General features: G+C 57.8%; 13 protein-coding genes. 5 read left to right on the top strand and 8 right to left on the bottom strand.

Annotation, left to right across the window (positions count from 1 at the left end; all coding sequences use genetic code 11):
• Positions 1-409, top strand: a 409-nt coding sequence (locus ABF859_RS11725; protein WP_415527966.1) for a hypothetical protein, incomplete at its 5' end; no start/stop codon positions are given.
• A 78-nt stretch (positions 410-487) separates the two neighbouring features.
• Here ABF859_RS11725 and ABF859_RS11720 read toward each other — a convergent pair.
• From ABF859_RS11720 to ABF859_RS11705, 4 genes are all read right to left on the bottom strand, one after another.
• Positions 488-640, bottom strand: coding sequence for a hypothetical protein (locus tag ABF859_RS11720; protein ID WP_415527965.1), 153 nt, complete (start codon positions 638-640; stop codon positions 488-490).
• A 99-nt stretch (positions 641-739) separates the two neighbouring features.
• Positions 740-1,015 (bottom strand): transposase, encoded by a 276-nt coding sequence (locus ABF859_RS11715; protein ID WP_415527964.1) that lies wholly within the window; start codon positions 1,013-1,015, stop codon positions 740-742.
• Positions 1,016-1,022: 7 nt separating this feature from the next.
• Positions 1,023-1,283, bottom strand: coding sequence for a transposase (locus ABF859_RS11710; protein WP_415527963.1), 261 nt, complete (start codon positions 1,281-1,283; stop codon positions 1,023-1,025).
• A gap of 207 nt (positions 1,284-1,490) precedes the next feature.
• On the bottom strand, positions 1,491-3,908 hold the full coding sequence (locus ABF859_RS11705) for a TonB-dependent receptor (RefSeq protein WP_415527962.1): 2,418 nt from the start codon (positions 3,906-3,908) through the stop codon (positions 1,491-1,493).
• A gap of 266 nt (positions 3,909-4,174) precedes the next feature.
• On the opposite strand from ABF859_RS11705, the gene ABF859_RS11700 reads away from it, so the two are divergent.
• Positions 4,175-5,452: an MFS transporter gene (locus tag ABF859_RS11700; RefSeq protein WP_415527961.1), complete on the top strand. Its 1,278-nt coding sequence runs from the start codon at positions 4,175-4,177 to the stop codon at positions 5,450-5,452.
• Between the two features lies 1 nt (position 5,453).
• Positions 5,454-6,275 carry an IclR family transcriptional regulator gene (locus tag ABF859_RS11695; protein ID WP_415527960.1) on the top strand — a complete coding sequence of 274 codons (822 nt, stop codon included), beginning with the start codon at positions 5,454-5,456 and terminating at the stop codon, positions 6,273-6,275.
• A 32-nt stretch (positions 6,276-6,307) separates the two neighbouring features.
• Here ABF859_RS11695 and ABF859_RS11690 read toward each other — a convergent pair whose 3' ends face one another.
• From ABF859_RS11690 to ABF859_RS11680, 3 genes are read right to left on the bottom strand one after another with little or no spacing between them, the layout of a single operon-like run.
• A complete protein-coding gene (locus tag ABF859_RS11690) occupies positions 6,308-7,021 on the bottom strand; it encodes an SDR family NAD(P)-dependent oxidoreductase (protein ID WP_415527959.1) in 714 nt (237 codons plus the stop codon).
• A gap of 22 nt (positions 7,022-7,043) precedes the next feature.
• Positions 7,044-8,597: a hydantoinase B/oxoprolinase family protein gene (locus ABF859_RS11685; RefSeq protein WP_415527958.1), complete on the bottom strand. Its 1,554-nt coding sequence runs from the start codon at positions 8,595-8,597 to the stop codon at positions 7,044-7,046.
• A 51-nt stretch (positions 8,598-8,648) separates the two neighbouring features.
• On the bottom strand, positions 8,649-9,944 hold the full coding sequence (locus ABF859_RS11680; protein WP_415527957.1) for an NAD(P)/FAD-dependent oxidoreductase: 1,296 nt from the start codon (positions 9,942-9,944) through the stop codon (positions 8,649-8,651).
• A 173-nt stretch (positions 9,945-10,117) separates the two neighbouring features.
• Here ABF859_RS11680 and ABF859_RS11675 point away from each other — a divergent pair, with 173 nt between their 5' ends.
• On the top strand, positions 10,118-12,178 hold the full coding sequence (locus tag ABF859_RS11675; protein ID WP_415527956.1) for a hydantoinase/oxoprolinase family protein: 2,061 nt from the start codon (positions 10,118-10,120) through the stop codon (positions 12,176-12,178).
• A gap of 65 nt (positions 12,179-12,243) precedes the next feature.
• On the opposite strand, the gene ABF859_RS11670 is transcribed toward ABF859_RS11675, so the two are convergent.
• Positions 12,244-13,062: an aldo/keto reductase gene (locus tag ABF859_RS11670; protein WP_415527955.1), complete on the bottom strand. Its 819-nt coding sequence runs from the start codon at positions 13,060-13,062 to the stop codon at positions 12,244-12,246.
• A gap of 154 nt (positions 13,063-13,216) precedes the next feature.
• On the opposite strand from ABF859_RS11670, the gene ABF859_RS11665 reads away from it, so the two are divergent.
• Entirely contained in the window at positions 13,217-13,639 is a 423-nt protein-coding gene (locus ABF859_RS11665) for a Rid family hydrolase (RefSeq protein ID WP_415527954.1), read from the top strand.
• Positions 13,640-13,650: the final 11 nt, after the last annotated feature.

The following is a 13,650-nucleotide window of genomic DNA, read 5'->3' as shown; positions in this document are numbered from 1 at the left end:
TCAGGCTCATAACCTGAAGGCCGCAGGTTCAAATCCTGCCCCCGCAACCATGAATCACATTAAGAATCAAGTAGTTAGCCCGCTCTCCGAGCGGGCTTTCTGCGTTCTACGATGCCAACTGGAATCATCAGGAAACGAAATCTCACGTAGCAACGCTGCGTGGGATGGTGTGCCGCCAGAGAGGCGGGAAGGGCAGGAATCGGTCACGCTGCCTTCAGGTCGCGATCTGGGCGACGCCATTGCGATGTATATGCGCGGCCTCATAAAAGGCTCACATACACGATCCCGCTCAGAATACGCCGGTCATCCACGCATGGCACTCCGTGAGCCAGAGGGAAAAACGACTCAATCCGCTCCATTTGTCTCTCAGACGGAAATCGAAGCTGCCTTACAACTCGCATCGGTATAAAAATTGCTATCTGATCGAAAACATGTTTGCAAAGCTGAAAGACTGGCGACGTGTTGCAACCAGATGTGATCGCTGCGCTCATACATTAATGTCTGCAATCCACATCGCAGCAAGCTTCATCTTCACCCTTGCTGCGGCGATATTGAGGAAACTCATGAAGGACAAGGTGGTCTTGTCGTAGTGGGTCGCGATGCGGCGTATCTGCTTGAGCCTGTTGAACATCCGCTCGATGCGGTTGCGGTCCCTGTAACGTCGCCAGTCTGTTTTCTGTGGAACGCTGCGGCCTTTTCGTGAGGGAATAACCGACAGGATCCCGTGGATCAGCAGGTCCTAGCGGAAGCTGTTACTGTCATAGCCCCGATCAGCCAGCATGGCTTTGGGGTTTGGAGCCGGAGGGTCCAGCAGGGCATTTACGGCTTTATAGTCCGACACCTGCCCACCGGTGAGGACAAAGCCGAGAGGACGTCCCTGATTGTCGCATCGGGCGTGGATTTTGTTCGTAAAGCCGCCGCGTGACCGACCAAAAGCTTCTGCATGAGTCCCCCTTTGGCCCCATTGGCCTACGAATGGGCACGGACTACGGTGCTGTCGAGCATATGCTGCCAGTCATCGGTCAGCCTGAGATCCACAAGGTCTGCAACAGAGCGTCCCACACGCCCTGTTCAGCCCAACGGCGAAAGCGGACATACACGGAGTTCCACTTGCCGTAATGCTCTTGCATGTCCCACCAGAGGCAACTCGTTCGCCGAACATGCAGCATACCATTGAGAAACTGGTGACTGTCTCCGGATGGTCGAGCCCAACGTCCGCGTTCAGGCGGCAGAAGCGGACCAATAACTGCCCATTCCTGATCCGTCAGATCGCCTCGTGCCATGCCTGTTCTCTCAGCCACTTACCCCAAAGGCAGGAAGTGAATCGGATCTCAGGCAGAGTAACCTAAGAGGTTTTTAGAACCCTCCACCTAGTGATGTGTGGCGCGATTGTCTGGTGTTGGTTTTAAATGAAACGCTGGCCTGCGAGAGGTCATCGCAGAGCGGCGTTAATTGTTGTTCTGATCCAGCGGTGGAACGTCTGGTTCCACTCAGAAGGACGACGAAATGTTGATGACGAAGGTCATGGGGGCTGCGAGGAAGTAGGCAGGTGTTGAGCCTGCGACGATCTGTCCGTTCGTGGCGCGCGTTGGTCGTGCATTGGCGACGACGGTACTGATGCCGCCGAGATAAGCCTTGTTCGTCAGGTTCATGAAGTTCAGACGAAGGACTGGCTCATGTAGGACAAACCATTTTGGGAAGTGGTAACCTAAGCCTAGATCGACGGTTTTGTAGGCAGGCATCGATTGATCATTCATGAAGGTGGAGTACTGGGAATCAACATATTTGAACGTTACGTTGGCGAAGAACGGTCCTTTTGTGTACATTACGCCGACATTGGCCATAAATTTCGGGCTGAAAACCGCAATTTTTCCGGCAGTCCGCAGAGTGCCCGAGGCCGTGTTGAAATTGTTGTCCATCGTGGAATGGAGATATTGCCCGTTCACATAAGGCGCAAAGCCGTAAAATGGATGAAGGGATGCTTCTGCTGTCACACCGCGTACGGTCTGGCCGCCTGCTGCGATGGCGATGTTGGTTGATGCGCCGTTGATGAAGGCCTGAGTCGTGACTTGGTGGTTCGTCAGGTTGGCATTGAAAAACGCTGCGTCGAAATTGAAAGCACCGTAGTAACGAAAGCCCAGTTCTTCGCTAATCGTGTATTCCATACGGGCATTGTTCGAGCCGCTCTGGGAGATCGCTCCAGTTGCAGTGCTGTAGATGTTGGGATAGGTGGACAGTGGGACGGGTGGCCGTGCGTTGGTTGTTCCATTGATATAGACCTGCATGTCCTTGTTGATGTTGTACGACACCGATACGCGCGGCATGGGCTGCGTTATGGCCTGGGAGAAATGGTATTGTGGCCCGGCGAGTTGGTTGGTTCCGGAAACGTAGAACATCATCTCCTTCACGCCGGCAGTAATTTTAAGCCTGTCATCGAAGAAGCTCTGCGTGTCCGAAACGTAGAAGTTGTTGATCATCGTGGACATCTGATATTTTGCGCCCGCGATGAGGCTGCCATTTGTGGCGTAAAGCAGGTCCTTGCCCATATAGCTGGGTGCGTTTCCGCTAATATCCAGAGGCGTCACACCGGAGGTTGCATCCATGTTCCAGTGATCGAACCAGTAGCCGAAAATCAGGTGGTTGCTGTGGATCGGATCATATTGGACATAGGTGTTGACGCCTGTCTCGTATTCGCGCTGCGCCGTATTGGCCAGACCGTTGACGCGTCCATTGACGAGCGTCAGGTTGGACGTATCCAGAGTAACGCGCTGGTCTCCCGAATAAAGGGAGGCAGGGTTGAGCGAAGTCTGGCCCGGGCTGTTGGAGAAGTTCCAGTGGAAATAGGGCGTGATATGCAGGTTCAGGTGACGGGCGAGCGAAAACTCGTTCTGGAATGAAATCAGAACGCTGTTGCGGTGATAGAGGTAGTTCTTCCAGTAGTTGGTCGTCACTCCAGGGATATAGCTGGAAGCGTAGTTCCCTACGGAAAAATTATTGTTCGTCTTTGTGGCATTTTCATAGGCTGCAAGCGTATAAGGGTTACTACGTGCATTCTTCCAGGCATCGTAAGAAACGAACAGGCTGCTGCGGCCGATAGAGCCCCATTCCCTGAGCGCCTTGAAGTCGACATGTGTCTTGTTGCTGCGTCCCGAACCGGCGAATATGTCAGCGGCAGTATACGATGCGGAGCCGAACAGGCGGATACCGGAATGGCCAATATAACCGCTGTCGAGCCGTCCGAATACGCGTTGCGAGCGGTAGGATCCCGCCGCATAGGAGATCATGCCACCGGCTTTTTCTGAAGGATCCCGCACGGTCTCGATCAGTTCACCACCCGAGGAGGACTGAACCGGGTCGTTTATCCGTGAGGTGCTGGGAATCAGCGTGATGTCAGACAGATTCTCATTGTCGGCATATGTTTCAGTATAAGGATTGTAATAGGCCTGATCGACACCCGGGACACCTTCGATCGTATAGCCCAACTGTGTTTGCTGGAAGCCGCGAACACTGATCGTGTTGCGGATACTCAGCCCGAACGCATCCTGCGTGCCGTAGTTGACACCTGGCAGGGTGGAGACGAGTTGCAACGGCGAGGCGATGGCTGATTTGCGCGCAATGGCCGCAGCAGTGATGGAGCTTGTGGACTCCGGGGCGACCTGACGTTTCATGAAGCCACCCGCCATGCGCCGTCCGGCTGAGACATGGATCTGTTCGGGATCGGACTGAACTGTGATTGCGCTTGCCTGTTTGCGGCTCGGCGGGGATGCGGGGGGAGTGCTATGTCTGTTGTGAGGTTGCGTGTTCTTCGCGGAGGACGTGGCACTTTGCGCGCCTATGGGGGACATTGCACTGGCTGCAAACAGGAGTGTGGTTGCCGACAGGCGTCTGGAGAATGTGAAAGATGCCACTGACATGATCTCCGGTTTCAGGGCTCGCAGCGGTTTGCGATCGGTGGAGCGGGGTTGCTGTCGTTACGATTTTGAAAGCATCTTCTGAAGGGCGCCGGAATCCAACACATAGCTGTTATTCAAAAACTGCAGGTAAATCGTTCTGACGGCCGGGCCGGGTGTATAACTGATATACTGGTCGCACATCAGGAAATTGCATACTGTTGTCCTGAACGTTTCGTAAGGGAACCAACATGATGGGGGAACGACGGGGGAGGCAGGGCAGTTTGAGCGAAATTGACGCGGGTCTTGTCGACGAATTCGGGATGCGTCCTGTCCGGACGTCCTGGGGCGGTGGCTGGGTCATCCTTTTTGCCCTGGTGGCGCCGATCAATCTGCTCATGTCGCTGGACCGTCAGGCCATGACGCTTTCAGCGCCCCGGATACAGGCGGAATTCGGTTTCTCCCTCGTCCAGATTTCCATCATCATTGCCAGCGTATTGTGGACCTACGCGCTGCTTCAGATTCCGGCCGGCGCCCTGGTGAACCGTTACGGTCCCAGAAAATGCCTGTTTATCGGCTGTCTCGCATGGTCGGTCGCAACGATCCTGACGCCCATGGGCAGTTCGTTTGCCAGCTTCCTGCTGATCCGTCTTGCGATGGGGGTCGGACAGTCTCCTGACTGGTCTTCGAGCATCGTGACCATCAACAACTGGTTCCAGCCCCGACGGCGGGCTCGGGCGAACGCGGTTCTTCTGGGTTTTCTCTATCTGGGATCGGTGATCGGTGGCCCGATGCTGACGCAGATGACGGCGCATTACTCCTGGAAGCTCGGGTTTTACGTCTTTGGCGTGGGGGGCGTGATCTGGAGCTGCCTGTGGAGCATCTTCATGCGTGATCGGCCGGCCACGGAGGAGCCGACGGTCGAAGACGTGAAGCCGGAGGCAGACCGTGTGCCCATGAAACGGTTTCTGCGCTCACGGCAGTTCTGGTTTATCGGCGTTCATTACATGTGCCTGCTGACCATCCAGTCCTTTTTCCTGACGCTGATGCCGTTCTATCTCATGGATCACCGGCATCTTCAGTTTACGTCGATGGGATGGCTGTATTCCCTGCCATGGGCCTTCCTTTACGTTTCCGTGTTCCTGAGCGGCATGATCGCGGACGCTGTGCTCAGGCGGACGGGGTCCGTGTGGAAGGCCCGGACGCCTATGGGCATGATCGGGACGTTCTGTTGCGGTACGCTGCTTCTGGTGGGCGATCATGTACAGAATGTGACGGGCATGATCGTGATTTTCGGACTTGCCCTGGGCTGTTCGGGCCTCAGCCAGATTTCCATCTGGACCTCCGTTCAGGACCTGACGTCCGGGCAGGCGGGGATCGTGGCCGGATGGACGACGTTCTGGGGAAATGCGGCCAGTGGTGTTGCGCCAATCGTCATGGTGTATATCGTCAGGATGACAGGAAGCTGGTCCATGGCTCTTCTTCTGCCATTCATTGCGGGGATGATCGGTGCGATCTGCTGTTCGGGCACGCATCCGGAACGGCCTATTGAAGGAACATAGCGTGGTGACATCGGTGTCGTTCGTCCAGGAGAGAGCATCGACGCGAAAGACGCCGGTACAGGATGCCCCCGCTGCGAAGCAGGCGCAGTATTCCCAGAACTCCGATCGCGCCGCGCAGCTTCTCATGATTCTGAACGAACACGGGCCGCAGGGACTGGCGCTGGGCCGACTGGCCGAGCTTGTTTCAGCAGAAAAATCGGCCGTCCACCGGTCCCTGCAGGCCTTGCGAAGACATGGTCTGGTTGTGCAGGCGGCCCAGCGGGGCCGCTATCGTCTCGGCCCGGCAGCTCTGGCGCTGGGACGGTTCAGGACAAATCCCGTGGAGCGTATCCGGCAGTGGAAGCCCTATCTCGCCTTGCTGGGGCGGGAGTTCAGGGCCTCGGCGTTTCTGCTTGAGCGTACGGGTCTGGATGCGATCATTACTGACATGTACATCACCGACAGCCGTCTGCCCGTTCTGGGTCATGACGGGCTGGGGGGGCGTCTGCCGCTGGGTTATGGCATGGGAAGCACGGTCATTCTGGCGAATCAGGACCCGGACAACCAGCTGGCGATCCTGCAGGCGAACGCATCGCGCTATCAGGAACTGAATGTTGACCTTGAGGCTTTGCAGGATCTTCTGGATCACGTTCGTGAGGCGGGCTACGATTCCCGACGTAACGCAGTGATCCAGGGCATATCCGGTATTTCCCTGCCCATCCTCGAAGGAGACGGGACATGCCGGGCGGCGGTGACCGTTGCCAAACCGACGGATGAACTGTCTGACCACGAAACCGGACAGATCGTTGAGAAAATCAGGAGTTATATCGAGTTCCTGTCCTGACGGCGGGGCTCTGATCGTCCCCTGTCCTGCGATCAGGCCATGTCTTCATCCTGGCAGGTGAAGCAGAGTTCGGAGACGCTGGCCGTATTGGGCAGGTCGAGCGCTGTTGTGACCATGACAGCGATATCGGCAGGCTGTGTCATGTCCTGCGGTGCCCAGCCTGCGACGTCCCGCGTCATGTCTGTGGCGACGAAGCTGGGGCAGACCACGATGGAACGGATTCCGCTGTCCCAACCCGTGCGCCGGATTGCGGCGGCAAGGCCGGACGTAGCGAATTTCGTGATGGCATAAGTGCTCGATCGCGCGGATTTGACGCGCTTTCCTGACATGGAGGACAGCAGCACGACGCGCCCCTGCCCACCAGTCGCAAGGGCGCTCCATGCTGCTCGGACCAGCCGTGTGGGAGAGCGGACGTTGACCTGGAACATACGCTCCAGATCGGTGTCGTCGGTTTCAAGGATCGACCCGGGGATCATGATGCCTGCTGAGAGGATCACGGCATCGATCCGGCCGAACACACGTATCGTTTCTGCCACCCAGGCTTCTTCCGAAGCTGGATCCGCAGCATCATACGGGCAGGTCAGATGGGGCGTTGAAAGCCAGCTTCCATCCACGTCCCGCATACCGGCGCTGATGCGCCAGCCCTGATCTGCAAGACGCTCCGCAATGGCGCGGCCGATCCCCCGGGATGCGCCCGAGATGAGGGCAACGCGCCCGGAGGGAAGGGGAGAGCACTGTTCCGACATGATGTGATCTCCTTGTCAGGGGTCAGAGAGCGTCCGGTGTTCCGTAGCCGCCCGCGCCGGGGGTTACGATTTCCACGATATCCGAGGGAGCGAGTGTGGCATCGCCACGGACCATCGGCGCCGTGCATTTCACCTGTGCCATACCACCCGGACCGCCACCATTCAGGCCCCAGGGTGCCGTCGAGAGGCGGGACATGCTGGTGGAAACGTAACATTCCTCTTCTGCCCGGTAAACGCGACGCAGGCCCCGGCCGCCGGTAAATTTGCCGTTTCCGCCTGAGCCTTCGACCAGTTCGTATCGCAGCAGGGTCAGCGGGTATTCCGTCTCCAGCGCTTCGATGGGCAGGTTTGAGGTGTTGGTCAGATGCGCCTGAACGCCGTCCAGACCATCCTTGTTGTAGCGCGCACCGGACCCGCCGCCGATGGTCTCGAGATAGATCCAGAACTTGTTGCTGCCCTTGCGTGTTCCGCTGAAGGTTGCAGAGCCGACGCAGCCATTGGTCGCTGCGGTGATGCTTTCGGGGCAGACAGGGGCCAGTGCTGCCATGATGACATCAACAACACGCTGGCACGTCGAAATCCGTCCCATGACGGCGGCGGGAAGGGCGCAGCAGAGCAGGGTTCCGGATTCAGTCTCGACATGCAGCGGGCGGGCCAGACCGGCATTGGGCGGGATCGTCGGATCGACGATCGATTTTATGGCGTAATACACGGTGGCCAGCAGAGCCGAACGCGTCATGTTGAGATTGGCGCGGACCTGCGGCGGGCTCTGAAAGGCGAGTGTCATTTCATCGCCCGTAATCGTGATCTGGCAGCCGATTTCCATGATCTCGGGATGGTCGATGGTTTCGAACAGGTCGGAGGCCGTGTAGGTGCCATCCGGAATGGCTGCGATGCCCGCGCGCATCTTGCGTTCGGCATAATCCTGAAGGGTCAGACCTGCGCTGATCATGACGTCAACGCCGTATTTCGTGCAGAGGCTCTTGAAACGGCTGACACCGAGCCGGTTTGCGGCCATCTGGGCGCGAAGGTCGGAGATCCGCTCGTCCGGTACCTGACAGTTCAGGAGGATCAGGTCCTGCACGTCCTGTTGCAGAACCCCCTGCTTGTAGAGCTTGATCGGCGGAATGCGAATGCCTTCCTGAAAGATATGGGCATCACCCCGATCGGCGAAATCCGAATGATGGGCCGTGTTGATGGCCCAGGCCACGAGCGCCCCGTCCATGAAAATCGGTTCGGCCAGCACGATGTCCGGCAGATGCGTGCCGCCGCCTACGAAGGCATCATTGCCGATGAACACATCGCCCGGTTCGATCTGGGCTGTGGGATAACGGTCCATGACGAGGGGGATGAATTCGATGAACGATCCCAGATGCATCGGGATGTGTTCGGCCTGGCACAGGGTATAGCCGAACTGGTCAAACAGGGCGGTGGAGCAGTCGCGGCGTTCCTTGATGTTCGTTGAATAACTGGTGCGGACGAGAGCCTCGCCCATCTCTTCCACAACGGAAGCGAGCGCGCTTCCGATGATTTCGACGGTGACAGGGTCGAGGGCGATGCGCTGGAAAGAGGTCATGATGCGGGATCTCCGATGCGTCGTCAGGATAGTGAGAGAAGACAGGAAAGGTTAGCCAAAACGTGTGAAGCTGAAGGGGGCCGGATCAACAGAGGTCGTCACGTTCCGGACAATCTCGGACAACAGCTTTCCGGCACCTGGTCCGATACCGAAGCCATGACCGGAGAAACCCACGCCCAGAACCAGCCCCGGAATTTTTTCGGCACGGTCGATGATGGGCACGGCGTCGGGCGTGACGTCGATCATCCCACCCCATCGTTCCACTTCACGCATGGTGCGGAAGGGCGGAAAATCGCGTTTGATGATCCGTGCGGCTTCTTCCAGCAGGCCGTGTGATGGCTCGGGGTCCAGTGTGCGGATTTTTTCGAAAGGCGTGACACTGTCGGGTGTCCAGCGACGCTCCATTTTCCATTCGTCCAGGAAGGCCCGGCTCAGACGCAGGCGCAGTTCCTTGTGGTTCTTCAGATAGGAGCCGGCAAACTGGCGCAGCTGACGGAAGGAATCGGGGGTGATTTCCGAAACACTCGCGTTCCGGCGGCTGATATTGTAGCCGCCCTGAATGTTGCGCCGGAAGGCAAAGTCGCTGCCGCCCACCGTTTCTTCCGGAGCGCCTTCCACATTGTCCACGCGCATGACGCTGCCGAGCACATTGAGCGAGGGAAGGTTGATGCTTTCATTCCCCCCGAAAAGCCGCGACCATGCCCCCCCGGCGAGAACGACCGTGCTGCATCTGATGCGGCCACGTTCGGTGACGACGCCCGAGATCCGGCCGCCCTGCCGATCCAGGGCGCGGACGGCGCAATGCGTCAGAATTGCCGCGCCGTGCTCCCGCGCGGCTTCGGCGACGGCCGATGCGGCCATTGTCGGTTCTGCCCTGCCGTCCGTGCCGCAGAAGAGACCGCCCTGGAAGGCGCGCTGTGATCCTGCTGCCATCTCGGCCGTCTGAGCGCCATTCATGAGTGTTGTCTGAATCTGGTACCGGTCGGCGATATCTTTCCAGTTCCGGAATTCGTCGAGCTGTTTTTCGTTGTCACAGGCATAGAGGATGCCGCACTGACGGAAGCCGGTTTCGCGCCCGGTCAGTCTGTTCATCTCGCGCCAGAGATTCAGGCTGCTCATTCCCAGAGGAAGTTCACGTTCATCGCGCCCCATGACACGCGTCCAGCCCCAGTTTCGGCTCGACTGTTCGCCCCCGACAACGCCTTTTTCGCAGAGTGCGACGGAAACGCCTGCACGCGCCAGGAAAAAGGCGGTCGTTACACCGATAATGCCGCCGCCGATCACGACGACATCGACAGCTTCGGGCAGGTTTTCATCCGATTTTACGGGAATGACCTTCGGCGCCATCTTTTTTCGTCCTCGAACTGAAAACAGGGTCGTTTTTTATCGATGACAAGACGTGCCATGACTCTTTGCGGCGTGTCTTGGCATAGCTGTTATTTCAAAACGGGTCTTATTCCGCGCCGTAACAGGTGGGTATCCTCAACAGATCACGACGCAATCAATGAGCGGAGCGGAAAATGGCGTGGAGACTTGGTGTCGATTCTGGTGGAACGTTCTGTGACATCTGTCTTTATGATACGGAATCGAAAAGGTTTTCGATCTGGAAAGTCTCTTCGACGCCGGATGATCCGTCACGCGGAATTCTGACCGGCATCACCGAAGGACTGAAAACGGTTTCGGCCGAAACTTCGGAGATTAGCTTTCTGGGCCATGGGACAACTGTCGGTACGAATGCGCTCATCCAGCACAAGGGCGCGCTGACCGGGTTCATCACCACGGATGGCTTTCGTGATCTTCTGGAGATTGGCCGCCAGCAGCGTCCGAGCCTGTATGATACGCAGGAAGACAAGCCGGAAACCCTGGTGGCTCAGGCATTGCGGTTCGAGGTGCCGGAACGGGTGCGGCACGATGGCACGGTGGAAGTCGCGCTTGATGAGGAAAGCGTGCGCGATGCGGCACGGGCCCTGAAAAAAGCCGGCGTCAAGGCAGTGGCGATCGGCTTTCTGTATGCATTCATAAAGCCTGAGCATGAGCGCCGTGCCTATGAAATCGTCCGGGAGGAGTTTCCCGAGGCCTTTACCTGCGCAAGCTATCAGGTCGCCCCTGAGTTCCGTGAATATGAGCGTTTCTCGACGACGGCTGTGAACGCTTATCTCGGTCCGGTCATGGAAGTCTATATTGCCCGCCTGGGTGCGCGTCTTCTGGAATTGGGTCTCTCGGTTGCGCCCCGGATTACGCAGTCCAATGGTGGTGTCATCAGTTTCGATCTGGCCCGTGCCCTGCCGGTACGAACGGTTCTTTCTGGGCCGTCCACCGGTGTTGTCGCGGCGCAGGCCATCGGACGCGTCATCGGCATCCCCAACATCATCACCTTTGACATGGGGGGAACCAGTACCGACGTTGCCCTGCTGAAGGATGGGACGTGCCGTCTGACCGGTGAAGCGGAAGTGCATGGCTATCCAGTCAAGGCGCCCATGCTGGATATCCATACGGTCGGTGCAGGGGGCGGTTCGCTGGCCTATCGTGACAATGGCGGCCTGCTGAAGGTTGGCCCCCAGAGCTGCGGCGCTTTTCCCGGACCCGTCTGCTATGATCAGGGCAACCTCATACCCTCCACAACCGATGCCAACGTCGCATTGCAGACCCTCAATCCGGAATTCCTGCTGGGCGGCCGTATGGCGATCCGGCGGGATCTGACCATGGAGCGTATTGGTCTTCTGGCCGGGGAGCTCGGCATGGACGTGATGGCGACGGCGCAGGGGATCATCTCGGTCGTGACCGCCAATATGGCACGCGCCGTGCGTGTCATCAGTGTGCAGAAGGGTCATGATCCGCGTGACTATGCCCTGATGGCGCTGGGTGGAGCAGGGCCGCTGCATGCAGTACGTCTGGCACAGGAGCTGGACATGAAGCGTGTCATTATTCCCCTGACACCCGGGGTGATGTGTGCACTTGGCCTGTTGCTGACAGACCTGCGGGCGGATTTCTCAAGCACGCAGATCATGGTCGCGCATCCGGGAATGTATACCGATATTGTGTCGATCTTCCGGGATCTGCTGAAACAGGCCAATCACTGGTTTGCTCAGGAAAATGTCCGTGAGGAAGATCGCGGGCTCAGGATGAGCGCGGATATGCGCTATGTCGGGCAGAATTACGAACTTGCGGTGGACATGCCGATTTCGATCGAAACCATGAGCGATGAGAGTGTGACCGATATGGTCCGCAGCTTCATCGCGACACATGAAGCGCAATACGGCTTTGCGTCACAGACGGACCCTGTTCAGTTCGTGACCTTCCGTATCGAGGCGATCGGGAAGGTGGAAAAAGCCGCATTCACGGCACATCCGGATGCCGGACCTGATGCGCAGTCCGCCATTACGGGCGCGCGCGACGTGTGGTTTCCTGAGACGGAAGGCTTTGTGTCGTGCCCTATCTATGAACGCAGCCTGCTCAGGAGTGGGAATGAGGTCGCCGGGCCGGCAATCATCGAACAGATGGACGCGACGACGGTATTGCCGCCGGGAACACGTGCCGTCGTCGAGCCACATCTTAATCTCATTGTTGAAACAGGTCGTTAATCCCTGCTTCAACATGTCGTTGAGAGGTCCTATCCGGGTTCGTTCCCGAATAGGACCTGAAGGCCTCAGAAATCTGCCGTCAGAGGGTCAGGACCGATGCGGCCGTCGGGGCGGTCCATCGTCGCGATCTGCGCCATATCATCCGCGTCGAGTGTAAAATCGAAAACGGCGATGTTCTCAGCAATTCTGGAGGGCGTGACCGATTTCGGGATCACGATCAGGCCGCTCTGGAGATGCCAGCGGATGATGACCTGCGCCAGAGATTTGCCGTGCTTCTCCGCGATTTTCCCGATGATCGGACTGTTCAGCGTGCGCCCCTGTCCAAGCGGGCTCCAGGACTGGGTATGGATGCCTTTTGAGGCATGAAAGTCCCGCAGGCTGTGCTGCTGGAACTCGGGATGAAGTTCGATCTGGTTGAGCGCCGGGGTGATACCCGTTTCCCCGATGACCCGTTCAAGATGGGTTTGCGTGAAATTCGAGACACCAATCGCGCGAACGCGGCCTTCGTCCCGCAGGCGGATCATGGCCTTCCAGCTTTCGACATAGAGATCGAGGCGCGGTGCCGGCCAGTGTATGAGGTAGAGATCGACTGACGCCCGGCCCAGCTTGCGGCTGCTTACGTCGAAGGCGCGGAGGGTTTTGTCGAAGCCCTGATCCGTATTCCAGAGCTTGGTTGTGAGGAAAATTTCGGGGTGTCCTTCCAGGCCCGTTCCGACACCTTCTTCGTTGCCATAGATCGCGGCGGTATCGACAGCGCGGTAGCCAGCAGCAATTGCGCATTTGACGACATCTGCCGTCTGATCGACAGGAGTTTGCCAGACACCCAGCCCCAACTGAGGCATAGCGACGTCCCGGCCCAGGGAAATAATGGGTTGTTCAGTCATGATGCGAATTCCTGTGCTGAAAGGTCCAGTCCATGTTGTTCCATGACGCTGGAAGGGGACCAAGGCGGTTTTATGTATAGCTGTTATGGAAGGAAAAAAATGCTGCGGTGAGCAATACTTTTTGATGAGACCTCTTTTTTTCGGAGAAAGACAGATGCCGGATATCATCAAGGTCAAATCAGGAAGCATGTACGAAGAGCGCAACAGCTATTCGCGACTGGTGCCCGTGGGGGACATGCTTTTCGTCGCCAATACGGCGGGTGTCGACTACAGGACGCGGGAAATCTCGCCTGACGTGGCGGTTCAGGCCCGGCGCGCACTTCAGACGATCGAGGGGGCGCGGAATGCTGTGGGATCGTCGCTCGCCGATGTGGTGCGAATCATCACACATGTTCCGGATCGCGCCAACATGGCTCCTGTGTCGCTGGTTCTGGGAGAGGTTTTCAGAGGAATTGATCCGGCCGCGACAATGGCCTGCACGCCGCTGGCGCGCGATGACCTGAAGGTGGAGTTCGAAGTGACTGCAATCCGCGGTGTTTCACAGAAACCGCAGGAATACCTCAGGATTTCAGTCTGAAAGCAGCGGGG

Origin of the sequence: Gluconobacter sp., assembly GCF_047722525.1 — a bacterium.
Classification (GTDB): Bacteria; Pseudomonadota; Alphaproteobacteria; order Acetobacterales; family Acetobacteraceae; genus Gluconobacter.
Note: the sequence above shows the minus strand (reverse complement) of the source record. Positions and strands in the feature narration are given on the sequence as shown.

Bases quoted from the DNA above. Each gene is read 5' to 3' on its own strand.
- ABF859_RS11710 (WP_415527963.1), bottom strand. From the start codon at position 1,283: ATGGCACGAGGCGATCTGACGGATCAGGAATGGGCAGTTATTGGTCCG.
- ABF859_RS11690 (WP_415527959.1), bottom strand. From the start codon at position 7,021: ATGTCGGAACAGTGCTCTCCCCTTCCCTCCGGGCGCGTTGCCCTCATC.
- ABF859_RS11685 (WP_415527958.1), bottom strand. From the start codon at position 8,597: ATGACCTCTTTCCAGCGCATCGCCCTCGACCCTGTCACCGTCGAAATC.
- ABF859_RS11680 (WP_415527957.1), bottom strand. From the start codon at position 9,944: ATGGCGCCGAAGGTCATTCCCGTAAAATCGGATGAAAACCTGCCCGAA.
- ABF859_RS11675 (WP_415527956.1), top strand. From the start codon at position 10,118: ATGGCGTGGAGACTTGGTGTCGATTCTGGTGGAACGTTCTGTGACATC.
- ABF859_RS11670 (WP_415527955.1), bottom strand. From the start codon at position 13,062: ATGACTGAACAACCCATTATTTCCCTGGGCCGGGACGTCGCTATGCCT.
- ABF859_RS11665 (WP_415527954.1), top strand. From the start codon at position 13,217: ATGCCGGATATCATCAAGGTCAAATCAGGAAGCATGTACGAAGAGCGC.